Consider the following 22,538-nt stretch of genomic DNA (forward strand, 5'->3'; position numbering starts at 1 on the left):
CAAAGCGGGCGGTTTTCGGCTCCCATTCACTGAAATCACACGAGGTTATCCGCCATGAAAATCCAGGGACCCATACTACTGGCATTGGCTGCACTGCTTGCCCAGCCAGTCATGGCGGTTGAGATGATGAATGATTCGGATATGGGCGGCGTCCATATCGAGTCCGGCAATGTCCTGAACATTGTCGGCCCCACGGCGGCCGGTGGTGATGAGCCGCCGATCCAGCAGACGTCCGGTACCCAGAGTAGCCTGACCATGGCACTTAACCTGCGGAACGCGGATAGCAACCGCCCGGAAGAGGATAATATCCGTCGCGATCGGAATATCCTCTCGCTGGTCTTCCCGCAGTTGACCCTGGAGGTTCCCGCCCAGCGCCGCGTACCAAGCCCTAACAGTGAAGGCAGCACCAGCTTCGTGATCCTGCCCGGCCAGCAGCTTATCCAAAGCACGCCGGTTATGATCGATAACCGGCCGGCCCTGCGCCTCTCCATCGATACCCGCATTGAACAGCTGGAATGGGACAATGTCCGGTTTCCCCAGCAGGTGGTATTTGATAATGGCAACACCACCATTATGCGCGGTTTCAACTTCCAGGCCCGGGGCCTGCTCAGGGAAGCAGCCGGTAACTAGAGCAGCCCCCGCAACAGCAGCCCGGACCATAGCAGGGCCAGGAGCACGGGAAAGAGCCTGAGCACCCAAACCGTTGGTGAGACCCGCGCAAAACGCGGGTTGATAGCCTGAAGGTGGGGCGGAAGATTCACGACGGCCTCTCCGCCGTGTGCTCCCAAACTCTCCTCAAGCGCGACCAGGGCTGCCTTTCGATTCTGCAGGTAAAGGGTTCCGAACCAGATCGCCACACCAAAGGCGAGTGCGACCATAATCCCGAGCGTGCCCTGAATCAGGAAAACGGTATTCAGACCAATACGGCCGACGTCGCCAACCCCATTCTCGAGCACAAACCCGGTTACCGCGCCCAGCCCCACGTTGATGTAGAGCAGGTGGTGGAGTTTCTGCCAGTTGAGCTGGTCTTCATGGAGATAAAGACTGGCCGCGATATAGAACTGGTGAATGAGTATATCCACCCGGTCATCTTCAACATTGCGCCGCTGAACCGGCGGGGTTACGTCCATAACGGCCTCTCAGTCACGGCCCCAGATGCCCCTGATACGGCCATCGGGCGCCTGGATTTCGTAGCACTTGTGAAATCCATGGTGTTCATGGAAATGGATGGAGCGCGTGTTTTCCGGCTCCAGGACCACGGCAGCATACTGGGCCAGACCGGGGAATGCCCGGGTCGCATGCTCGTAGAGACGGCCGGCCGAGCCCCTGAGGGGGCTGCCCCTGCGGGCGCAGATCTGCTTGATCAGCAGAAAGGGCCCGGGATGGAAATCGCGGATGGAGAGGCTCACGGAATCGTTCGGACAGATCCGGTCATCGGTGTATGCAAGGATGAACGCCTCGATCCGGCCATCGCTCTCAAGCACGAAAAAACCATTGGCGACCTGCACAAAGCAGCGGTATTCCGCTGGCGTGAAATTGGAGACAAGAAACCCTTTTTCGGCCGCCTCGCTGGGTGAGAGATCCTGCAGGACCCAGTCTTCCGCGAGGCTGTGAACCGGTGCCACATCCTCGCTTATCGCGGCTCGAATTTCTGACATTGCTGCGGACCATAACGGGAGTGAATCCGAAGCATAGCCAAAACCCGGTCCATTCGCACCCCGGGACCTCCTCATCAGATTAAAGGGAGCAGTCATTCTCCATGAAATCCAGCAGACGCTGGCGAACATCCCCGGAACGGGTGCTCTGGATATGCCCCCCCTTGAGCCGCTGGAAGGTTTTAGGCGCTTCGGCAGCCTCAAAAAGCGCACGCCCGTGCTCAAAGGGAATCACCTGATCCTCTTCGCTGTGCATCACCAGCAGGGGCCGCGGTGAAATGCCGGCAACCCGATCAAGAGGCCGCCCCTCATCCGGCATCAAGGGCGCCACAACAAAACTGAACGGCCAGAGAAGCCAGCTCTGGCGCATGATATCCCGCGTGATGTCCTGATAGCCGGTAAAGGGCGCCTCAAGGATGACGCAATCGGCCTTGCCCTGATTCGAATCCCGCCCGACAACGCCGGCTGTCAGGGAAGCCCCGAGACTCTGGCCGAAAACGACCAGTGGCGGCTCAACGCGCCCGGACGCATAGAGCCAGTCGAGCCCCAGCTGCACATCCTCCTGGACCTCCGGCAGGGAAGCTTCGCCCTCCGAAAGACCATAGCCACGGTAGTCCAGGAGCAGGACCTGGTAACCCTGCTCTGGCAGCCAGGCCACATTCATAAGGTGCGTACTGATGTTCTGGGCATTGCCGTGGAGGTGATAGACGGTGCCCCTGACCTCATCGGTAGCCGACGGAAGCCACCACCCATGGAGGCGCAATCCGCTCGGGTGAATCAGTACAACATCCTCGTAGGCCAACCCCTGACGCGTGGGGTTCTGGACCCAGTCACTCATGGGATAGAAGAAAAGGCCGCTGCAACCGCCCAGAGGGAGCAGTAATGCAGCTATAACACTCAATCGAAGTAGTAACGCCATGACAGACTGAACTCCGTTTCCGCCCGCTCACGGCCACCCTCGCGCTCAATGCTGGCACGAATCGCGTGGTCCGACCCCAGGGGCAGGTTCAGGGTTGCTGATGCCGTGAAACTGACATCATCGTTCTGGTAATAGAGGCCTTCGGCATCCAGCCCGGCCTGGAAAGCTCCGGCATACCAGAGTATACCGGTTTTGGCCCCCGCCGCCGTGGAGACGAACGGGTCATGCGCACTGTTGTTTTCCGCTCGCCCCGTGGCGTAAGCGTAGGGCATCACCGGACCCAGCGCCCAGCTGAGTCCTCCACCGCCCTGAACCTGCCGTGTCAGGTGTCGCTTGTTGCCGATAAAACGCCTGTCCAGTCCGACGTTCACAAACCAGGATACCGGCTTGCGGAACTGGTTGCGGGGCGCGAGAGAGCGGACATTCACCACGTCCAGGCGTTCCAGTGCCAGGTCATCCGATTCCGCTTTCCGTACCTGCAGATTGAAGGCCTCGATGGTCGCTCCCTTTAGAAAGCCCGCAGGCGCATCCAGCCAGTCATGGTAGGAAAGGCGAGCCTGGAATTCTCCGAAACCGGACTCACCCATAGTGCCGCCGGTGGCCGCAATCATCTTGGTGCCGTGGCCTTTTTTCGGCGAAACCGGTCGTTCCGGCTCAATTTCCTTAACAGAGGGGGTTCTGTTCACGAGTCGCAGCAGCGCCAGGGAACGCGCGGCGACGTCCTGCGTGCGCTCCCCTTCGCGGTTGTTAAGCCGAAGGTACGCATAGGCGGTTCTCGCCACCAGGTGACGCCTCTTGGGAGCCAGCGCCTGGAATGCCTCGGTTTCGGAAACCCTTTCCTCCTGCGACAACCCCAGGGCCAGATCCTTCTCAACCTCGCTCAACCGCTGGATCAGTGCGTCCAATTCCTTCGCCTTGGAAGGCCGATACTTGCTGCTTTCGATAAACCCGGACTCGTCCAAAGCCCGGACCGTGTTAACCGGTATTTCCGCAATCCGGAAACTGTCCATCAGATCGGATTCCGGGCGGGTCAGCGCGATCAACTCAAGCAGGCGGAATGAACAGTTTTCGTCCAGGAAAAGGTAATCAAACCGGATATCCTGCAGCTCCCAGAGGTGGGCCACGAGCCATTCACGCTCGCTTTCATTGAGATTCAGCTGATACTCCCACATATCCCGATTCTCAAGATGCGCGTAATCACGGATCTTGTTCATGTAGGGGACGTTGCTGAAATAGCCGGGGTAACCCCCAACCAGGCCCTTATAGATATAAAGGATCGAGTTCTCTTCGCCGCCAACCGTGGCACCGAAATTGATGGCCCGGGACAGCCAGACCCCGTCCTCGTCATTGCCACGGTCGAGGCGCAGCAGGGTGTGACCGAACATAGACGACGGACTGTTCAGATAGGAAGCCGGAAAGATCAGCGCGACACGCGCCTGCGGCATCGCCTTGCGCCACTCAACGTAATCCGCGCAATGGGAGAGCCCGCCATCGTCCGTCCAATCAAGTTGCTGACTCAGAAACCGGTAACGCGCCGGGAAACGGCACCGGGCCTCACTTTCCGGTGGCCTGAGTTGTTCGATATTGGCCTCAAGCTCGGCTTGCGGCTCGGTAGCCCCGTCTTCATGGAGAAAGAAGTCCGGGTCATCAACGTAGCTGCGCCCCTGGTAACGCCAGGTGGTGCCCTGGTTGATGTGAAGAAGCGCCTTCCAACGCGGGTGGTCCGCGAGTCCGGATTCGGAGGCCTGCGCGGCAACGGCGGACCCGGCCACCAACAGCGCCAATAGTGTAAAAATGCCTTTCATTGTCTGGAAGCTCAAGCGGGGAGAAGTCCCGCCCGGAAGCCGGGCGGGACTCGAAAGGAAGCGGATCAGCTGTAGGTTGCCAGCTTCTCGTCACTTTCCATTACATTGCGGATATTGGTCATGACTTCGTCAGCAGTCACATCTTCTTCGGAAAAGATGGTGTTGAAGTTTTCATGCATGGTCTGCTTGAAATGGCCACGATCCCTGGGCTGGATACCCATGGAAACCGTCAGCGCAGTGAGCGCCTCACCGTCACCCACGGCCATATCCTGCGCAACCTCTTCCAGAACACCCTGCTGAGCCAGCATGTTCTTACCCTGATACGCAAGCGGTACACTGGTATCGCAACCGTTGGTGCCGGATGTAATGCCAAAGGTCTTGTTGTAGGACGTGCCATTAACAATGGTGGCAACCAAGTGCACCGGCAAACCACTCTTCCCCTCAAAAACCATGTTGCCCCAGCCACAGCCGGGACCGCCGGGGGCGTTGGCCTGAGCCCCGAAGGAACTACCTATCAGAGCAACAGCTAACAGCATTTTTCTCATGATGATCTCCAATTAATTTGTTGTCTCTCGTGTCCTTGATTCATCGCCTTGGAGCCATGAAACCGGACGGTCCCGAAAAAAGCCGATCAGCTGTAGGTTGCCAGCGTCTCGTCACTCTTCATTACGCTGCGGATATTGCTCATGACTTCGTCAGCGGTTACATCTTCTTGAGAGAAGATGCTGCTGAAGTTCTCGTGCATGGTCTGCTTGAAGCGGCCACGGTCTTCCGGCGCAATGCCCATGGAAACCGAAAGCGCTGTCAGCGCCTCACCATCACCAACGGCCATATCCTGGGCAACCTCTTCCATGACGCCCTGCTGAGCCAGCATGTTCTCGCCATGGTAAGCAAGAGCACCACTGGTGTCACAGCCGTTGGTTCCGGATGTCATGCCAAATGTCTTGTTGCCGGATGTGCCATTAACAATAGTGGCAACCAGGTGCACCGGCATTCCGCTTTGACCCTCAAAAACCATGTTGCCCCAACCACAACCGGGACCGCCGGGCGCATTGGCCTGAGCCCCGAAAGAAGTGCCGACCAGAGCGAGAGCTAATAGTGTTTTTTTCATGATGATCTCCAGATTCTGTCTCAAACATCCTTGGTTCATCACCGTGGAACGATAAAGCACGCCACGGCAAAGGCTAAATTCCTTCTCAGAGGGAAGGAATCTACTGAAACGATAGGAGTTTTGTAACGGTCTGGCAAGCTGAAAGCCCCGAATAGGCAAACATCCCTTCCTTGACCTGAAAAAAGGCCAAAATACAATAACCTGGCTATTACTATGGGCCGATAGGTTCAAGCCAACCGCTGTACTGAATCAATTTCTGAAAGGGTCAGGCGAGGCTTTCCAGGAAGGCCTGTGTGGACAGCAGGTCGAAATGAGGGGGTGGGGGGAGGCACTTTCTCCATATGGGCCAGAAGCGTCCTGGCTTCCAGCCCATATCAGCTCTACACCAGGGGATCACTCGATTGAGTTGATGGTTCCCTTATAGCCTTCCACTTCCACTTTCAGGGTCTTGTAGACCATGTAATCCTGCTTCTCAATACTGTATTGAGGCGCCACGATCACATCGGCACCCGACTTGGAGATGGCTTGATAGGCCGCCGCGGATTTCGCCTTTGCAACGGGACCACCACCCAGGACGCTCCCCAGAAGTCCACCACCGTTACCGGAAGCGGCCCCATAGGTGACACCATCAACAAACTGGGTCGGGGCATCGCCAAGCGTGATCACTGAAAACAGCGTCGAAAATTCCGATTTTCCGCTGATCCGCTCCCCTACTTCCACATCAGCTTCAACGTCAGACTTGATCTGGCCGTCGAGTGACATGGACCCGGAACTCATCCTTGTGGTTGAGCAACCAGACAGGACCATTACCGAGGCCAGGGAAAGTGCGATTACACGCTTATCCATACTAACTCCTTTAATCATTAAAACTCCATGTTAAGTTTCCATACATTGCGCCCTTGAAGCGCGCCGCGCATTTAATCTGAAAATACAGTACCTTGCAAGAGCCGCACGGCTTCAGTACATCATTGCAAAAAGGCGGCGGCGGTACTGGCGCACCAGCGGATCCTCGTTACCGAGCAGATCGAAGAGTTTGACCAGGGTATCCTTGGCCGCCCCATCCTCGAAGTCCTTCTCCGTCTGTACCGAACGCAGCAGGAGCTCCATGGCCGCTTCGTTATCACCCTTCATGATGCGGTGAGTGGCCAGCTGGTTCATGGCCTGGACGTCGGCGGGGTCCTTCTCCAGCCTCGCCTGCAGGTCGGCTTCGGAGGGTAAATCCCGGGCCTGTTCCTCGAATTCAAAACGGGCAGCCAGCTGTTTCGCACCCGGTCTGAGCTTTTCCTCCCCGGGCAGGCTGTCCAGAATCTGGCGGGCGCTGTCGAGCTTGCCCTGCTCGCTCTGCACCCGTGCCAGGTCGATAAGGATATCGTAGTCCTTGGGGTTTTCCTGGTTCAGCGTTGTCAGCACCGCTTCGGCTTCCTCAAGGTTGCCTTCCTGCCAGAGTCGGCCCGCTTTTTCGCGGTCGGTTTCCGGCGGCGCCTCAACGTATTTGTCGATCACTTCCCGGAGCTGTGCCTCCGGCAGGGCCTGGGTAATTTCATCCACAAGCTGGCCCTGCTTGACGATTTTCACCTCCGGCAGGTTCTGGACCCCAAGATGCCCTGCCAGCTCCCGGTTCTGGTCCACGTTGACCCGGGCAAGCCGGAAGCTGCCCCGGTAGGCCTCGGCCAGGTTCTCCAGCACCTGGGTCATCTGCTGGCAACCCTCGGCCCAGTCCGCCCAGGCATAGATCAGCACCGGCACGGACATGGACGCCTGCGCCACCTCCTGCTGAAAGTTCTCGAGCGTCGCGTCAAAACTGTACTGGGATTCAGCCATGGCAATAACCTTCTGATTCTGGAATTCCGGATGTGCGCGTTATATGGGGATTCGGGGCGAAACCTTCAAGTATCGGGCCTCAACCCCTTGATTTAAGACTTTCCGTCTTCATGTAAAGAGAGGCATCTGATGTTCACGCAGACGGAAGGGATCATGACCGACGACGAATCCATTGAGTACATCGGCAAAGACGACGGCAACGGTGATAACCGGGGGCTGGCGCTGCCCTATGATGTCCTGCCCAAGCGCCTCTACGTCATGCCCCTTTCTGGGCGACCCTTTCTGCCGGCACAGGTGCAGCCTGTTGTCCTGAACCAGGATCCCTGGGAGGAAACGCTGCAGCGCCTGGAAAACACGGACCATATGACCGTCGGCCTGTGTTTCGTGGAGAACGAGAGCGACGAGGAGCAGGACCTGGCCGCGCCGGAACAGCTGGCCACCATGGGGTGCGCCGTCAAGGTCCATCACGTTCATCGTGAAGACGACAAGATCCAGTTCATTGCCCAGGGTATCCGGCGATTCCGCATTGATCACTGGCTCAGCCGCAAGCCGCCCTACCTGGTGGAAGTGAGTTACCCGGATGAGCCCGTGGAGGACCACGAGCAGGTCAAGGCCTATACCCTGGCAATCATCAGCTCGATCAAGGAGCTGCTTCGCACCAACCCGCTTTACGGCGAAGAGGTCAAGCACTACCTGTCCCGCTTCGGCGCGGACGACAGCTCCCCCCTTGCGGACTTCGGGGCCGCCATTACCAGTGGCCGCGGAGCGGAACTCCAGGATGTGCTCAATACCGTGCCGCTGCTCAATCGCATGGAAAAGGTCCTTCTGTTGCTGCGCAAAGAGCACGAGGTGGCACAGATGCAGGCCGAGATCACCGAGGAGGTGAACGAGCGCGTCCAGAAGCACCAGCGCGAATTCTTCCTGCGCGAACAGCTCAAGATCATCCAGCGCGAGCTGGGCATCGCCAAGGACGACAAGACCGCCGACGTGGACATGTTCAAGCAGCGCATGGCGGAAAAGGATCCGCCCGAGCATGTCCGGGAGCGTTTCGACGAGGAAGTGGATAAATTCCAGATCCTCGAGCAGGGATCCCCGGAATACGGCACCACCCGCAACTATCTGGACTGGCTTACCCAGCTCCCCTGGGGCCAGAATTCCCAGGACAAGCTGGACCTCAAGGAGGCCCGCCGGGTCCTGAACCGCGACCATGATGGCCTCGACGACATCAAGGACCGGATCCTGGAATTCCTGGCAGAGGGCTCGTTCAAGGGCGAGATCTCCGGCTCCATCCTGTTGCTGGTGGGTCCACCCGGTGTGGGCAAGACCTCCATCGGCAAATCGGTGGCCTCGGCACTGGGGCGCGAGTTCTATCGCTTCTCCCTGGGCGGCATGCGCGACGAGGCCGAGATCAAGGGCCACCGCCGCACCTACATCGGCGCCATGCCGGGCAAGTTCGTGCAGGCGCTGAAGGAGGTGGGCGTCAACAACCCGGTGATCATGCTCGACGAGATCGACAAGATCGGCAATTCCTTCATGGGCGATCCGGCCTCCGCCCTTCTGGAGAGCCTGGACCCGGAACAGAACGGCGAGTTCCTGGACCATTACCTGGACCTGCGGGTGGATCTCTCCAAGGTGCTGTTCATCTGCACGGCCAACCAGCTGGACACCATCCCGCAGGCGTTGCTGGACCGCATGGACACCATCCGTCTGTCCGGCTACATCACCGACGAGAAAGTGGCCATCGCCAAGCATCATCTGTTGCCCAAACTGCTCAAGCGGGCCGGCCTCAAGAAAAAGCAGATGGACATCACCGACGGCGCCATGCGCCAGGTCGTGGAAGGCTATGCCCGGGAAGCCGGCGTCCGTAATCTGGAGAAGCAACTGCACAAGATCGTGCGCAAGGGTATTGTTCGGATGCTTGAATCCGATGAGGAGCCCATCCGGGTTGGCGTTAAGGAGCTCCCGGACTACCTGGGCCAACCCCTGTTCCGCAAGGAAAAGCCCTTACGTGGGATAGGCGTTGTGACCGGCCTGGCCTGGACCGCCATGGGCGGCGCTACCCTGGGCGTGGAAGCCTCGCGCATCCACAGCCAGGACCGGGGCTTCAAGCTCACGGGCCAGCTCGGCGATGTCATGAAGGAGTCCGCCTCCATCGCCCACAGCTTTGTCTCATCGCACCTGAACCAGTACAAGGGCGACCCGAGTTTCTTCGACAAATCCTATATCCACCTGCACGTGCCCGAGGGGGCAACCCCCAAGGATGGCCCCAGTGCCGGCGTCACCATGGCTACGGCCCTGCTGTCGCTGGCCCGCAATGAGGCACCCGTGCGCACGGTAGCCATGACCGGCGAGCTCACACTCACCGGTCAGGTTCTGGCAGTGGGCGGGATTCGCGAGAAGGTGATTGCCGCGCGCCGGCAGAAGATCAGCACCCTGATTCTGCCCGAGGCCAACCGGGGTGACTTCGAGGAGCTTCCGGATTACCTGCAAGAAGGCATTGAGGCGCATTTCGCAAAGGAGTACACCGACGTGTACCGCGTCTGCTTTGACGACAGCCCTAGACGCAGGACCCATCATTGAAGGGGGTTTCGGGGGATAGTGGAATTCCCGTATAGCGCCTCAGGGTGAGATCGCTAGACTGGAGATATCGGTTGCGGCGCATCCGATCCTCAGAATCCTGTCATCTGAGTAGAGCCCTTTAGCCGCCCCAGTTGGGGCGGCTTTTTTGTGGGCGTTATTCGCCCGGCAGGCGGAAATCGACGGGCTCTTCGTCGCCCTGGACTTCCTTCATACTCAGCTTCACGCGACCGCGCTGGTCCACATCGAGCACCTTGACCAGCACTTCCTGGCCCTCGGTAAGCTCTTCACGAACCGTCTCGATTCGGCGATCCGCAATCTGGCTGATATGGACAAGGCCATCCTTGCCCGGCAGCAGGTTCACGAAAGCACCAAACTCGACGATCCGCTCGACCCGACCTCGGTAGACCCGGCCGACTTCCACGTCCGCGGTAAGCTCCATGATACGGAAGGTGGCTTTCTCGACCTGCTCGGAGTTCTCCGCGTAGATCTTGATGGTGCCGTCATCCTCGATATCGATGGAAGCACCCGTGTCTTCGCTGAGCTGGCGGATGGTGGCGCCGCCCTTGCCGATGACGTCACGGATCTTCTGGGAGTCAATGTGCATGGTGTGCATCGTTGGCGCATTGTCCGCCACTTCCGGACGTGCCTCGGCGATGACCTTGGCCATTTCGCCCAGGATATGCTGCCGTGCTTCATTGGCCTGCTGCAGGGCCATTTCCATGATCTGCTCGGTGATGCCGGCAATCTTGATGTCCATCTGCAGCGCGGTAACCGCGTCCGGGGTACCGGCAACCTTGAAGTCCATGTCGCCCAGGTGGTCCTCATCGCCAAGAATATCGGTCAGGACCGCGAAATCATCCCCGTCCTTGACCAGGCCCATGGCAATGCCAGCCACCGGTGACTTTACGGGAACACCAGCGTCCATCAGCGCCAGGCTGCTGCCGCATACCGATGCCATGGAGCTGGAGCCATTGGACTCGGTAATCTCGGAAACGCAGCGGATGGTGTACGGGAAGTCATCGTGCTTGGGCATGACCGCCTGCACACCACGACGCGCCAGCCGACCGTGACCGATCTCACGGCGCCCCGGAGGGCCCATGCGGCCGGTCTCGCCCACGGAATAGGACGGGAAGTTGTAATGGAACAGGAAGGGATCCTTGCTCTCACCGCGCAGCGAATCGATGAGCTTGGCGTCCCGGGCCGTACCCAGGGTCGTGGAAACAATCGCCTGGGTCTCGCCACGGGTAAAGAGCGCCGAGCCATGGGCGTTGGGCAGCAGCCCCACCTCAACGTCGATGGGACGCACGGTGCGGTTGTCACGCCCGTCAATCCGCGGCTCATTGCGCAGGATGCGGCCGCGTACGATTTCCTTCTCGACCTTGCCAAAGTATTCCTTGACGTCACCCTCGGTCGGCTCACCGCCTTCCTCGGTGGAAGCCAGTGCTTCAACCACACGGGTTTTCAGCTCACCCAGCTTGTCCTGACGCTCAAGCTTGTCCTTGACCTGATAGGCCGCCTCGATCTCAGCCCCGAACTGATCTTTAATCTGAGTCTTCAGCTCGGTCTTCTCGGGTTCGGGCTGCCAGTTCCAGGAAGTCGGCTGAACCTCCTCGGCAAACTCGTTGATCGCCTTGATCGCCGTCTGCATCTGATCATGGGCAAAGAGCACGGCGCCCAGCATCTGGTCTTCCGTCAGGCGGTCCGCCTCGGACTCGACCATGAGCACGGCATCCTTGGTGCCGGCAACAACCATGTTGAGGCGGCTGGTGTCGAGCTTTTCGTAGGTCGGGTTCAGGAAATACCCTTCTTCGTCGGAGAAGCCGACGCGCGCGCCACCGATCGGGCCCTCAAACGGCAGTCCGGAGATGGACAGAGCCGCAGAAGCGCCGATCATTGCCGGAATATCCGGATCCACGTTCCTGTTCGAGGACATGACCGTACAGATGACCTGGGTCTCATGCTTGAAACCGTCCGCGAACAGCGGCCGGATGGGCCGGTCGATCAGGCGCGAGGTCAGGGTTTCCTTTTCGGACAGCGGGCCTTCCCGCTTCAGGAAGCCACCCGGAATCTTACCCACCGCATAGGTCTTCTCGACGTAATGGACCGCCAGCGGGAAGAACGGCATCGGGCTGGGTTCCTTGTCCGCCATCACGGTAACCAGCACGGACGTGTCGTCCATGGTTACCAGAACGGCACTGGTGGCCTGGCGTGCGATGCGGCCGGTTTCGAGGGTAACGGTGGACCCTCCGAACTCGAATGTTTTCTTGACTGGATTCACAGTTGCTCCTTTCCAGACGTTCTTAAACGAAGCCGGCCAGACCCGGAGGTCTGGCCGCAACTCTTTTTTAAACCGTTAGCGCCTGAGTTCAAGCTGGCGAATCAGCTCAAGGTAGCGATTCGCGTTCTTGCGCTTGAGATAGTCCAGTAGCTTACGGCGCTGATTGACCATCCGGATCAGGCCCCGCCGTGAGTGGTGGTCCTGTTTGTTATCCTTGAAATGGTCCTGCAGTTTCACAATGTTGTGGGTCAGCAGAGCGACCTGGACTTCCGGCGAACCGGTATCGCCCTCAGCGCGCTGATAATCCTTAACGATCTGCTCTTTTTCGGCAGTAGTCAGTGCCATGGTTTACTTCCTCCCAATATGCCTTTGGATTCCGGGTCGAACCGCGCATATTTACAGCCCGCCCGCTTTGATTCGTTCAGTTTTCAGTGCGCATCAGCCGCCTGGGCCGGACAACGCCCTGATTCAGTTCACCAAGCCCCAGGAATCGCTCTCCTTCGTAGAGCCTGAGGAGCCCGCTTTCCACAGACGACTCGGCGCTGGAAGCCGCTATGGTAACAGCCTGCCCATTGGAAATCGATACGGCCTGGACGCCGTCCAGGGTGATCATGGACAGGGCCGACAGCAATCGATCCGCCGGCACCAGTCGCTGTCGCAGTTCATCACGGGACAGCTCTTCCAGTTCGGCCGGCGTCACGGCTTCCCCCAGGGTGAAGGGGCCCGCCGCTTCGCGTCTCAACTCGGCAACATGCGCGCCGCAGCCCAGCGCCTCACCAATATCATCCACCAGGGTGCGGATGTAAGTGCCCTTGGTACACCGAACCCTGAGCACCAGGTCCTCGCCCTCATGCTCAATCAGGCTGAGTTCGCGGATATGGATCGGCCGGGCCTCGCGCGGCACCGTTCGCCCCTCACGGGCATAGGCGTACAGCGGCCGCCCCTGATATTTGAGCGCCGAATACATGGAGGGCGTCTGTTTCTGTTCGCCCCGAAAGCGCTCAAGCACCGCCTCAACATCGGCTCGGGATAATCCTTCCGGCACGGGCCTTTCCTGAACCGGCTCGCCGTCGGCGTCGCTGGTCGTGGTTCTCACACCAAGGCGGGCCCGTGTCAGATAGGTCTTGTCCGCCTCAAGCACCTGCTGGGCAAACTTGGTCGCCTCCCCGAAACACAGCGGCAGAACACCCGTGGCGAGTGGGTCCAGGCTTCCGGTGTGGCCGCCCCTGGCCGCGTTCAACTTGTGGCGGACCTGCTGTAAGACCCCGTTGGAAGTCTGTCCGGCAGGTTTGTCCACCACGAGAACGCCATCGACTGCATCACCGCGACGCCGACGACTCAATCCTCGCCTCCATCGCCCTCATCGTCATGCTTCTGACGGTCACTCTCGACCGCCTGACGGATCAGCGACTCCATATGGCGGCTCTGGCCGGCCAGCCGGTCGAACCGGAACCGCAGCTCCGGCACCACACGCAGGCGCATGGAGCGTCCCAGGTGGCCACGAAGGAACCCGGAGGCACGCCGCAGAACCTCCAGGCTCTGCTGCACCTCGGGAGACTCCTCGGTCAGTTCTTCCGTGCTGAGCAGGGTGATATAGATGTCGGCATAGCCGAAATCCCGGGTCACGCGGACCTCGCTGATATTCACCATGCCCAGGCGCGGGTCCTTGACCTCGCGCTGGATCAGCTGCGCAAGCTCGCGCTGGATCTGGTCGGCAATCCGCTCGGCGCGGGTAAATTCACGTGGCATGGGCGCCCTCGATCAATTGAGTTTGCGCTCCACGCGAATCCGGTCAAAGACCTCGATCTGGTCACCGACCTTCACGTCGTAGCCCTTGACGCCGATACCACACTCCATGCCGTTACGGACTTCGTTAACATCATCCTTGAAGCGCCGCAGGGACTGAAGCTCGCCCTCGAAGATCACCACGTTGTCACGCAGCACCCGAATCGGCTTGTTCCGGTAGACGTGGCCTTCGGTGACCATACAGCCGGCAACCTGGCCGAAGCGGGGCGAACGGAACGTCTCGCGGACCTCGGCGATGCCCAGGATCTCTTCCCGATACTCGGGCTTGAGCATACCGGTCAGCGCGCCCTTGACGTCATCAATCAGATTGTAGATGACGCTGTAGTAGCGCATGTCGATCTCTTCCTGCTCAACCAGCTTCTTGGCAGCCGGTGTTGCGCGGACGTTGAAGCCGAACACGACCGACTCGCTCGTCATGGCCAGGTTGATGTCGGATTCAGTGATGCCGCCAACGCCCGCCGAGATGATCTGCACCTCGACTTCCTCGTTGCCGAGTTCCTGGAGCGCGCCTGTAATCGCCTCAAGCGACCCCTGCACATCCGCTTTCACGATCACGTTGAGGCTCTTGACCTCTTCCTTGCCCATGTTCTCGAACAGGTTCTCGAGCTTGGCCGCCTGCTGACGATGCAGGCGCTGCTCACGCTCCTTCTCCTGGCGGAACTCGGCCAGTTCCTTGGCCTTCTTCTCGTCGGCCACGCGCACGAAATCATCACCGGCGTTGGGCGTGCCATTCAGACCCAGAATCTCCACGGGGATCGACGGTCCGGCACTGTCCACCTGCTTACCGAGCTCGTTGATCATCGCGCGGATACGACCAAAGTACATGCCGGCCACGATGATGTCGCCCTTGTGCAGGGTGCCGTTCTGGACCAGCAGCGTGGCTACGGAGCCGCGCCCTTTCTCCATCCGCGACTCGATGACCGTGCCCTGGCCGGGCCCTTCCTCAACGGCACTGAGCTCCTGGAGTTCAGCCTGGAGCAGGATCGCCTCAAGGAGGTTATCAATGCCTTCACCGGTCTGGGCGGAAACATGAACGAACTGGGTCTCACCACCCCATTCCTCGGGAACCACTTCCAGTGCCACAAGCTCGTTCTTGACCCGGTCCGGGTCCGCCTCGGGCTTGTCCATCTTGTTGACCGCAATGATCAGCGGGACGCCGGCGGCACGAGCGTGCTCCACCGCTTCCCGGGTCTGGGGCATGACGCCGTCATCGGCGGCAACCACCAGGATGACGATATCCGTGGACTTGGCACCCCTGGCACGCATTTCCGTAAAGGCCGCGTGGCCCGGGGTATCCAGGAAGGTGATCATGCCGTGACCGGTCTCGACGTGATAGGCGCCGATGTGCTGGGTAATACCCCCGGATTCGCCGCTGGCCACCTTGGTCTTGCGGATATAATCCAGCAGCGAGGTCTTGCCGTGGTCGACGTGGCCCATGACACTGATGACTGGGGCGCGGTGCTTCGCCTCGCCCTCGTACTCGATGTCGCTGAGGACCTCTTCCTCGATGGCATCCTCGCGGACCATCCGGGCCTTGTGTCCCATTTCCTCGACAACGAGCACGGCCGTTTCCTGATCCAGCGGCTGATTGATGGTCGCCATGACGCCCATCCCCATCAGGGTCTTGATCACCTGGCCGGACTTGACCGCCATGCGCTGCGCCAGCTCGGAGACGGTAATGGTTTCGGGTATTTCCACTTCATGCACCATGGGTTTCGTGGGTTTCTCAAACACATGGCGCTTCTCGCGTTGCTTCTTCTTACGCGAACGCAGCGGCTTCCGCGGACCAGCCGCTTCTTCATCGGCACTGGTGTCCTCGGTCGTGTCACCCTCTGTTTCCAGTTCGACAAGCTCGTCGTCAACACGCTTCTTGGGAGGCTTCTGCGCCGCCTTGCCCTTGCCACGCTGCTTGCCCTCGTCGTCATCCCGTTCAGGCTTGCCTTTCTTCTTATTACGGGCGTGTTTGCGCTTATCTTCCTTGGTCGATTCAGGCGGCGGTGGGGCCGGCGCTTCCTCGACCGTCTCGGCCGGCGCTTCGGCTGCCTCTTCAGTCGTCTCGGCTTTCGCGGACGCTTCGGCTTCGCTTTCAGTCGCCTCGGTCACCGTGGCCTCTTCCGCTGCTTCAGCCTGAGTCGTCTCGGCGGCAGCTTCAGCGCCAGTAGTTTCGCTGGCCGCGGCCTCTTCAGCCTGCTGGGCTTCTTCCTGCTGCTGGGCTTCTTCGGCTTCCGTGGCCTGAGGCTGATTCTCGGAGCGTTTCACATAGGTACGTTTCTTGCGCACCTCAACATTCACGGTCTTGCCGCGACCGCCACCACCGGTCTTCAGCTGCGTTGTGGTACGGCGCTTGAGCGTGACCTTGCTCGGCCCGCCGCCTTCACCACTCTGGTTGCGCCGGAGGAACGCCAGAAGCGTCTGTTTTTCCTCATCGGTAACCACATCATCTGCCGCCCGCTTGCTCAGCCCGGCTTCCTCAAACTGACGAAGCAAGCGATCAACGGGAGCGCCCACATCTTCGGCCAGTTGCTTTACAGTGACTTCCGCCATACTGGTCCTCCTCTCCCGATTATTCCTGGTCTTCGAACCATGGCGCGCGGGCTGTCATGATCAGCTGACCGGCACGGTCTTCATCCATGCCTTCAATGTCGAGCAGCTCATCGACCGACTGTTCCGCCAGGTCTTCCATACTGCAGATCCCCTTGCCCGCCAGCGTTCCCGCCAGCTCGGGGTCCATACCATCCATCTCCAGCAGGTCCTGCTGCGGCTCGTTGCTGCTTTCGCCGCCCTCAACGTCGCTTGCCAGGGCTTCGTTCAGCATGCCGTTTCTGGCACGTTCACGCAGTTCTTCCACCAGGTCTTCGTCAAAGCCTTCAATCGCGAGCATTTCATCCCGCGGTACATAGGCGATTTCCTCCAGGGTGGTGAAGCCTTCCTCCACCAGAACCTGGGCAAGTTCCTCATCCGCCTCCAGGAAGCGGATGAAATGATTGACCAGCCGCTGAGCTTCCTGTTCCTGCTTTTCCTCAGCCTCGCTTTCGGTCATCACGTTCAGTTCCCAGCCCGTCAGCTCACTGGCAAGGCGTACGTTCTGCCCACCTCGCCCGATGGCCTGGGCCAGGTTGTCCTCGGCGACGGCAACCTCCATCGAGTGGGTGTCCTCGTCGATCACAATCGACACCACCTCGGCAGGCGCCATGGCGTTAATCACCAGCTGCGCCGGGTTGTCATCGAAGGTGACAATGTCGACGCGCTCACCGCCCAGCTCGTTGGATACGGCCTGAACACGAGCGCCCCGCATCCCCACGCAGGCCCCGACAGGATCAATACGACCGTCGTTGGTCTTGACTGCAATCTTGGCGCGCGAACCCGGGTCACGAGCGGCGCCCTTGATCTCAATCAGCTCTTCCGCGATCTCGGGCACTTCAATACGGAACAGCTCGATCAGCATCTTCGGACTGGTCCGGCTCAGAATCAGCTGCTGGCCGCGATGGTCGGTGCGGATGTCAAGCAGCAGCGCCCGTACCCGGTCGCCCATGCGAAAGGTTTCACGGGCGATGAGCTGGTCGCGGGGCAGCAATGCCTCGGCATTGCCACTGAGCTCAACAATGACGTTGTCACGGGTTACCTTTTTCACAGACCCGGAAACCAGCTCACCGACCCGGTCGCGATAGCTGTCGACAACCCGGGCGCGTTCAGCCTCGCGAACCTTCTGGAAGATGATCTGCTTCGCGGCCTGGGCGCCGATGCGCCCGAACGAGACCGACTCGACCTCTTCCTCATGCACATCGCCGGGCTGCAGGGAGGGATCGATCTGCTCCGCTTCCTGAAGCGTCAACTCCGTTCCGAGCGCCGGCACGGCGTCGTTGTCAACCACGAGCCAGCGGCGGTAGGTGGCGTATTCGCCGGTCTTGCGGTCCACCGACACGCGAAGATCGGCGTCCTCGTCGTCATAACGCTTCTTGGCCGCAGCCGCCAGGGCCAGTTCGATCGCTTCGAAAATAACGTCCTTATCGACGTCCTTTTCGTTGGAAACGGCCTCGACAACCATCAGGATTTCTTTATTCATTAAACAGCCCTGCCTTTCCTTTAAGCCTGATTCTGCTCTTCATTCGAAAACCGGGACGACGCGCGCGCTTTCAATGGTTTCAAACGGGAGCTGCAGTTCGTATTCATCCACAACGAGGCAGATGTCGTCGCCTTCCACGGCCCGCAGTATACCCTTGTATTTCCGACGCCCCTCGAACGGTTCAGAAAGCTTGATACTCAGTAACGACCCGATGAATTCCCGGTACTGATCCCTGTGAAACAGGGGCCGGTCCATGCCGGGCGAGGAAACTTCCAGTGTATATCGGTTACCAATGGGGTCTTCCACGTCCAGCACGCCACTCACCTGACGACTCACCTGCTCACAGTCATCGACGGTGATGCCGTCGGCATGGTCGATATAGACACGAACCACGGAGTGATTGCCCTGGGGGAGATACTCAATTCCCCAGCAGACAAACCCCAGCCCTTCTATAACCGGGGTCAACAGTGTTTCCAGCTTCTTAACCTTTGCGGACAATTCGCCCCTGCCTGCTTCCAGATTCTTCAGTGAACCACGAATTTGCCGTGATTCAGAAACAAAAAAAGGGCCCTTCCAGCCCCTTTTCAAGACGTGGCTCTTCCCTTGGGAGGCCACAGAACGAAAAGCCGGTCGTGCCCGATACGCACAACCTGGACCCCGTCTAACGGGATCCGCGGGCTGGTGAACTCACCCCCGCCAGGACCGCTCCGGCAATTTTCCCGGAGCAGCTCCTTACTGGCCATAATGCCCTGCCAGCAGGGCGAAAAGTATAAGTCTCGCCCCAAAACTGGTCAAGGAATGACCAAAAAAAACGGCTTGATCGAGGGAAGCAGCACCACCTCTTCCAAGCCGTTTCCCGTATGGTGCCGAAGGCCGGACTTGAACCGGCACGGCTTGCGCCACTAACCCCTCAAGCTAGCGTGTCTACCATTTCCACCACTTCGGCATAACTCGTTGCGGGACGTATAGTAACGAACCCTCTGCCCGATTTCCAATACCCTGAAGCGGGTTTATTCAATCTCGGGCAATTCCTCACCATCCTGATCGGCGTCGCTCTCCGATGCCTGATCGTCGCCACCCTCACTGTCTTCACTGGTGGCGCCCTCTTCACCCTGCGCTGCATCACCCGAGGCCTGCTCCTGCGCGCCGCTCTGCTCTTCAACCATCGGCACGCCCGCCTGGGCTCCGACCTCGGCACGCTGCTTGGCATACATGGCCAGGGAGAAGCTGGTTACAAAAAACAGTGCCGCCAGCACGGCGGTAAGCTTGACCATGAAGCCCACACCGCCGGCGCTGCCGAAAACCGTCTGGGATGAGCCACCCCCGAAGGCGGCCCCGGCGTCCGCGCCCTTGCCCCTCTGCAGTAGTATGAGGACAACCAGCGCCAGCGCTATAAGCACATGTGCCAACAGAATGGCGGATTCAACCCAGTTCATAGTCCAGTCTCTTACGCTGCCCGACAGATCGCGGCGAAGTCCGTAGCGCTCAGCGAAGCCCCACCAATCAGGCCGCCATCAATGTCCGGTTGTGCAAACAATTCTTCGGCAGTTTCCGGCTTCACACTGCCGCCGTAGATAATCGGTATCTCGCTCGCGCCCCTGTCATAATCCGCCAGCAATGAGCGGATGTGGGCGTGAACCGTCTGCGCCTCCTGCGCGGAGGCACTCTTGCCTGTGCCAATGGCCCAGACAGGCTCATAGGCAACACACACATGGCGCCAGTCCGACCCGGGAACACCATCCAGACCCCGTTCGATCTGGCGGCCGACAACGCTCAGGGTATTCCCCGCTTCACGCTCTTCCAGCGACTCGCCTACACACAGGATCGGGTCGAGCCCGGCCGCCAGCGCCTGATGGATCTTGCTGTTAACCAGCTCATCGGTTTCCCCGAAATACTGGCGACGTTCGGAGTGCCCGACAATGGCGAAGCTGCAATGCTGATCCGCCGCCATAAGGGCACCAATCTCACCCGTGTAGGCGCCGGTCTCCCAGGCTGACACATCCTGGACGCCAACCATAACCCGTCTACCGCCCTCACAGTTGAGGGCGTCACGCAGCGTCGGCACCAGGATCGCAGGTGGCATGATCGCAACCTCAACGGCCGGATCAAGCCCCTCCAGTGCCGGCACCATGGCATCGGCATATTCAGTGGCGAAGGCGCCACTGCCATTCAGTTTCCAGTTTGCTGCTATCAGCCGCCGTCGCATAATCCAACCCGTTTTTCAGGGAGGCGGCACTATACCCAAGATGTCAGCGTGGCGCAAGGAAGCTCAGGGCGCCTCACGGCGCACGGTCTCCGCAAGCTCGTTGACAATGCGCCCGATGAGCCCGGCATCTTCGCCTTCCGCCATGACACGAACGACCGGCTCGGTGCCGGAAGCCCGCAACAGTATTCGTCCGGCGGCACCGAGGCGCTCTTCCGCCTGTTCAACCGCTTTCTGGATGCCGGGTACCTGGTCTGGATCAAAACGCTGGGTCACATGCACGTTCACCGTCTCCTGCGGCAGACGGGTGACTCCCCGGCAAAGCTCCGCCAGCGAATGCTCCCGCTGACGCATCGCCACCAGCACCTGCAGGGCGGAGACAATGCCGTCCCCGGTTGAGGTGCAGTCCCGGCAGACAATGTGCCCGGAACCTTCACCGCCAATCAGCCAGCCCCGATGTACCAGCTCTTCCATGACATAGCGGTCACCGACCTTCGCGCGCGCAAAGGGGACTCCGAGGCGATCCAGGGCCTGCTCAACGCCCAGATTGGTCATCAGGGTGCCCACCACACCACCGGAGAGACCGCCCGCGTCCCAGCGCTGGCGCGCGATGACATAGAGCAGTTCGTCGCCGTCGATCAACCGCCCCGTGTGATCCACCATGATGACGCGGTCACCGTCACCATCAAATGCCACCCCCAGATCCGCGCCGGTCTCCGCAACCCGCTTCTGGAGTGCTTCCGGGGAGGTGGAGCCACATTCTTCATTGATGTTGAGACCGTCCGGCTGCGCGCCCATGACCGTCACCCGAGCGCCGAGCTCCCGGAACACACTGGGGGCAACATGGTAGGTCGCACCATGGGCGCAATCGACCACCATGTGCAGCCCCTCAAGGCTGAAATGGGCGGGAACCGTACTCTTGCAGAACTCCACATAGCGGCCCGGCGCATCGTCCACCCGGACCGCCTTACCAAGATCGGCGGCTTCCACAACCGCCAGGTCCCGATCAATCCACTGCTCGATACGGTTCTCCATGGCGTCGTCCAGCTTGGTGCCGTCGGCGGAGAAGAACTTGATCCCGTTGTCGTAATGGGGATTGTGGGAGGCGCTGATCACAATGCCAGCGGCGGCCCTGAAGGTCCGGGTCAGGTAGGCGATCGCGGGCGTCGGCATGGGCCCCAGCAGGCGAACATCCATGCCGGCGGCCGACAACCCCGCCTCCAGGGCCGACTCGAACATGTAGCCGGAAAGCCGCGTATCCTTGCCGATCAGCATGGTGTTGGCCTGGCCCTCGCGCCGGAATGCCCGCCCGGCAGCCCAGCCAAGCTTGAGAATGAAGTCGGGGGTTATCGGTGCCTCACCAACCCTGCCCCGAATGCCATCCGTACCGAAATACTGCCGTTCACCCATACTCCTGCTCCCTGTTGCCATCAAGCGCACTTACCAGTCGCGCCGCATCCACTGTCTCCGGAACATCATGCGCACGCACCACGGCTGCCCCTTTCATCATGGCCACCGTGGCGGCGGCGACACTTGCCGGCATTCGATGGGCCAGATCCCGCCCGGTCACCTTCCCCAGCATGGATTTGCGCGACATCCCCACCAGCACCGGCAATCCCTCAGCGGTTATTGTTTCCAGCCGGTCCAGCAGGGTTAAGTTGTGCTCCAGCGTCTTGCCAAAGCCAAATCCCGGATCAAGCATGATCCGCTCCCGGACAATTCCCGCCTCGATAAGCTCCTGCGTCCGGCTCCTGAGAAAGGCCAGCACATCAAGCACAACATCGTCAGCGTACTCGGGTTGCTGCTGCATGGTCGCCGGCTCACCCTGCATGTGCATGATGCAGACGGGCAGCCCCGAGTCACGGGCGGCCTCCACGGCGCCCTCACGGCGCAGTGAGCGCACGTCATTGATCAGTGTGGCGCCCAGTCGTGCACCTTCCCGCATCACCTCGGGGGTGCTCGTGTCCAGGGACAGGGGAATATCAAGCTCGCTCCGGATGGCTTCCAGGACGGGGCAGACACGGTCAAGTTCTTCCTGGATCGGCACCGGTTCGGCCCCCGGACGCGTTGATTCACCCCCGATATCCAGGCAATCCGCCCCTGCCTCCACCATGGTACGCGCCTGCTGAAGCGCGGCTTCCCGGTCCGCAAAACGACCACCATCGGAAAAGGAGTCGGGGGTAACATTGAGCACGCCCATCACAGCGGGCCATTGCGCCCCCGGAATGATCGAATGGTTCATGGGTCTGCCTCATCAAACGAAAAACGCTCCCGGCATGCCGACGGGAGCGTGTTCG

21 protein-coding genes and 1 tRNA gene are annotated in these 22,538 nt (G+C 60.0%); 2 read left to right on the forward strand and 20 right to left on the reverse strand.

Annotated features, from left to right (window positions below; genetic code table 11):
* Nucleotides 1-54 precede the first annotated feature (54 nt).
* Nucleotides 55-630 (forward strand): hypothetical protein, encoded by a 576-nt coding sequence (locus DES49_RS06780; RefSeq protein WP_133735615.1) that lies wholly within the window; start codon nt 55-57, stop codon nt 628-630.
* On the opposite strand, the gene DES49_RS06785 is transcribed toward DES49_RS06780, so the two are convergent.
* The 8 genes from DES49_RS06785 to DES49_RS06820 form a co-directional block, all read right to left on the reverse strand.
* On the reverse strand, nt 627-1,130 hold the full coding sequence (locus DES49_RS06785) for a hypothetical protein (RefSeq protein WP_133735616.1): 504 nt from the start codon (nt 1,128-1,130) through the stop codon (nt 627-629). The two genes, DES49_RS06780 and DES49_RS06785, sit on opposite strands and share 4 nt — an antisense overlap.
* 9 nt (nt 1,131-1,139) lie before the next feature.
* Nucleotides 1,140-1,658 (reverse strand): GNAT family N-acetyltransferase, encoded by a 519-nt coding sequence (locus DES49_RS06790; RefSeq protein ID WP_133735617.1) that lies wholly within the window; start codon nt 1,656-1,658, stop codon nt 1,140-1,142.
* 79 nt (nt 1,659-1,737) lie between these two features.
* Nucleotides 1,738-2,574: an alpha/beta hydrolase gene (locus tag DES49_RS06795; protein WP_133735618.1), complete on the reverse strand. Its 837-nt coding sequence runs from the start codon at nt 2,572-2,574 to the stop codon at nt 1,738-1,740.
* Entirely contained in the window at nt 2,553-4,379 is a 1,827-nt protein-coding gene (locus DES49_RS06800; protein WP_133735619.1) for an Lnb N-terminal periplasmic domain-containing protein, read from the reverse strand. The genes DES49_RS06795 and DES49_RS06800 overlap by 22 nt, the downstream gene beginning before the upstream one ends.
* A 65-nt stretch (nt 4,380-4,444) precedes the next feature.
* On the reverse strand, nt 4,445-4,924 hold the full coding sequence (locus tag DES49_RS06805) for a DUF3015 domain-containing protein (RefSeq protein ID WP_133735620.1): 480 nt from the start codon (nt 4,922-4,924) through the stop codon (nt 4,445-4,447).
* An 86-nt stretch (nt 4,925-5,010) separates the two neighbouring features.
* Nucleotides 5,011-5,490, reverse strand: a complete 480-nt coding sequence (locus DES49_RS06810; RefSeq protein WP_133735621.1) for a DUF3015 domain-containing protein — start codon at nt 5,488-5,490, stop codon at nt 5,011-5,013.
* A 393-nt stretch (nt 5,491-5,883) separates the two neighbouring features.
* Nucleotides 5,884-6,336, reverse strand: a complete 453-nt coding sequence (locus DES49_RS06815) for a hypothetical protein (protein ID WP_133735622.1) — start codon at nt 6,334-6,336, stop codon at nt 5,884-5,886.
* A 111-nt stretch (nt 6,337-6,447) separates the two neighbouring features.
* Nucleotides 6,448-7,311 carry a tetratricopeptide repeat protein gene (locus tag DES49_RS06820; RefSeq protein WP_133735623.1) on the reverse strand — a complete coding sequence of 288 codons (864 nt, stop codon included), beginning with the start codon at nt 7,309-7,311 and terminating at the stop codon, nt 6,448-6,450.
* 129 nt (nt 7,312-7,440) lie between these two features.
* On the opposite strand from DES49_RS06820, the gene lon reads away from it, so the two are divergent.
* The gene (gene lon / locus DES49_RS06825) at nt 7,441-9,891 is read left to right on the forward strand and encodes an endopeptidase La (RefSeq protein ID WP_133735624.1); all 2,451 of its coding nucleotides are present in this window, start codon (nt 7,441-7,443) and stop codon (nt 9,889-9,891) included.
* Between the two features lie 154 nt (nt 9,892-10,045).
* Here lon and pnp read toward each other — a convergent pair whose 3' ends face one another.
* The 12 genes from pnp to folP all read right to left on the reverse strand — a co-directional run bounded on the left by pnp (nt 10,046) and on the right by folP (nt 22,483).
* Complete coding sequence (gene pnp / locus DES49_RS06830; RefSeq protein ID WP_133735625.1) at nt 10,046-12,169, reverse strand: polyribonucleotide nucleotidyltransferase; 2,124 nt, start codon at nt 12,167-12,169, stop codon at nt 10,046-10,048.
* Nucleotides 12,170-12,244: 75 nt separating this feature from the next.
* Complete coding sequence (gene rpsO / locus DES49_RS06835) at nt 12,245-12,514, reverse strand: 30S ribosomal protein S15 (protein WP_133735626.1); 270 nt, start codon at nt 12,512-12,514, stop codon at nt 12,245-12,247.
* A gap of 76 nt (nt 12,515-12,590) precedes the next feature.
* Nucleotides 12,591-13,511: a tRNA pseudouridine(55) synthase TruB gene (gene truB, locus DES49_RS06840; protein WP_133735627.1), complete on the reverse strand. Its 921-nt coding sequence runs from the start codon at nt 13,509-13,511 to the stop codon at nt 12,591-12,593.
* On the reverse strand, nt 13,508-13,918 hold the full coding sequence (gene rbfA, locus DES49_RS06845; RefSeq protein ID WP_133735628.1) for a 30S ribosome-binding factor RbfA: 411 nt from the start codon (nt 13,916-13,918) through the stop codon (nt 13,508-13,510). The genes truB and rbfA overlap by 4 nt, the downstream gene beginning before the upstream one ends.
* A gap of 12 nt (nt 13,919-13,930) precedes the next feature.
* Nucleotides 13,931-16,519, reverse strand: coding sequence for a translation initiation factor IF-2 (gene infB / locus DES49_RS06850; RefSeq protein ID WP_133735629.1), 2,589 nt, complete (start codon nt 16,517-16,519; stop codon nt 13,931-13,933).
* A 19-nt stretch (nt 16,520-16,538) separates the two neighbouring features.
* Entirely contained in the window at nt 16,539-18,038 is a 1,500-nt protein-coding gene (nusA, locus tag DES49_RS06855; protein ID WP_133735630.1) for a transcription termination factor NusA, read from the reverse strand.
* 39 nt (nt 18,039-18,077) lie between these two features.
* Nucleotides 18,078-18,536, reverse strand: coding sequence for a ribosome maturation factor RimP (rimP, locus tag DES49_RS06860; protein ID WP_133735631.1), 459 nt, complete (start codon nt 18,534-18,536; stop codon nt 18,078-18,080).
* A 363-nt stretch (nt 18,537-18,899) separates the two neighbouring features.
* Nucleotides 18,900-18,984: transfer RNA gene (locus DES49_RS06865), tRNA-Leu, on the reverse strand.
* A 64-nt stretch (nt 18,985-19,048) separates the two neighbouring features.
* Nucleotides 19,049-19,474, reverse strand: coding sequence for a preprotein translocase subunit SecG (secG, locus tag DES49_RS06870; protein WP_133735632.1), 426 nt, complete (start codon nt 19,472-19,474; stop codon nt 19,049-19,051).
* A gap of 11 nt (nt 19,475-19,485) precedes the next feature.
* Nucleotides 19,486-20,244, reverse strand: coding sequence for a triose-phosphate isomerase (tpiA, locus tag DES49_RS06875; RefSeq protein ID WP_133735633.1), 759 nt, complete (start codon nt 20,242-20,244; stop codon nt 19,486-19,488).
* 63 nt (nt 20,245-20,307) lie between these two features.
* Nucleotides 20,308-21,651: a phosphoglucosamine mutase gene (gene glmM / locus DES49_RS06880; RefSeq protein ID WP_133735634.1), complete on the reverse strand. Its 1,344-nt coding sequence runs from the start codon at nt 21,649-21,651 to the stop codon at nt 20,308-20,310.
* On the reverse strand, nt 21,644-22,483 hold the full coding sequence (gene folP / locus DES49_RS06885; RefSeq protein ID WP_133735635.1) for a dihydropteroate synthase: 840 nt from the start codon (nt 22,481-22,483) through the stop codon (nt 21,644-21,646). The genes glmM and folP overlap by 8 nt, the downstream gene beginning before the upstream one ends.
* Between the last annotated feature and the right edge of the window lie 55 nt (nt 22,484-22,538).

This window comes from Halospina denitrificans (assembly GCF_004364635.1).
In the GTDB taxonomy this organism is placed as follows: Bacteria; Pseudomonadota; Gammaproteobacteria; order Pseudomonadales; family Oleiphilaceae; genus Halospina; species Halospina denitrificans.

Bases quoted from the DNA above. Each gene is read 5' to 3' on its own strand.
- DES49_RS06810 (WP_133735621.1), bottom strand. From the start codon at position 5,490: ATGAAAAAAACACTATTAGCTCTCGCTCTGGTCGGCACTTCTTTCGGG.
- DES49_RS06820 (WP_133735623.1), bottom strand. From the start codon at position 7,311: ATGGCTGAATCCCAGTACAGTTTTGACGCGACGCTCGAGAACTTTCAG.
- folP (WP_133735635.1), bottom strand. From the start codon at position 22,483: ATGAACCATTCGATCATTCCGGGGGCGCAATGGCCCGCTGTGATGGGC.
- nusA (WP_133735630.1), bottom strand. From the start codon at position 18,038: ATGAATAAAGAAATCCTGATGGTTGTCGAGGCCGTTTCCAACGAAAAG.
- DES49_RS06780 (WP_133735615.1), top strand. From the start codon at position 55: ATGAAAATCCAGGGACCCATACTACTGGCATTGGCTGCACTGCTTGCC.
- DES49_RS06815 (WP_133735622.1), bottom strand. From the start codon at position 6,336: ATGGATAAGCGTGTAATCGCACTTTCCCTGGCCTCGGTAATGGTCCTG.
- rbfA (WP_133735628.1), bottom strand. From the start codon at position 13,918: ATGCCACGTGAATTTACCCGCGCCGAGCGGATTGCCGACCAGATCCAG.
- infB (WP_133735629.1), bottom strand. From the start codon at position 16,519: ATGGCGGAAGTCACTGTAAAGCAACTGGCCGAAGATGTGGGCGCTCCC.
- glmM (WP_133735634.1), bottom strand. From the start codon at position 21,651: ATGGGTGAACGGCAGTATTTCGGTACGGATGGCATTCGGGGCAGGGTT.
- DES49_RS06795 (WP_133735618.1), bottom strand. From the start codon at position 2,574: ATGGCGTTACTACTTCGATTGAGTGTTATAGCTGCATTACTGCTCCCT.
- lon (WP_133735624.1), top strand. From the start codon at position 7,441: ATGTTCACGCAGACGGAAGGGATCATGACCGACGACGAATCCATTGAG.
- DES49_RS06785 (WP_133735616.1), bottom strand. From the start codon at position 1,130: ATGGACGTAACCCCGCCGGTTCAGCGGCGCAATGTTGAAGATGACCGG.
- DES49_RS06805 (WP_133735620.1), bottom strand. From the start codon at position 4,924: ATGAGAAAAATGCTGTTAGCTGTTGCTCTGATAGGTAGTTCCTTCGGG.
- secG (WP_133735632.1), bottom strand. From the start codon at position 19,474: ATGAACTGGGTTGAATCCGCCATTCTGTTGGCACATGTGCTTATAGCG.
- rpsO (WP_133735626.1), bottom strand. From the start codon at position 12,514: ATGGCACTGACTACTGCCGAAAAAGAGCAGATCGTTAAGGATTATCAG.
- DES49_RS06790 (WP_133735617.1), bottom strand. From the start codon at position 1,658: ATGTCAGAAATTCGAGCCGCGATAAGCGAGGATGTGGCACCGGTTCAC.
- DES49_RS06800 (WP_133735619.1), bottom strand. From the start codon at position 4,379: ATGAAAGGCATTTTTACACTATTGGCGCTGTTGGTGGCCGGGTCCGCC.
- tpiA (WP_133735633.1), bottom strand. From the start codon at position 20,244: ATGCGACGGCGGCTGATAGCAGCAAACTGGAAACTGAATGGCAGTGGC.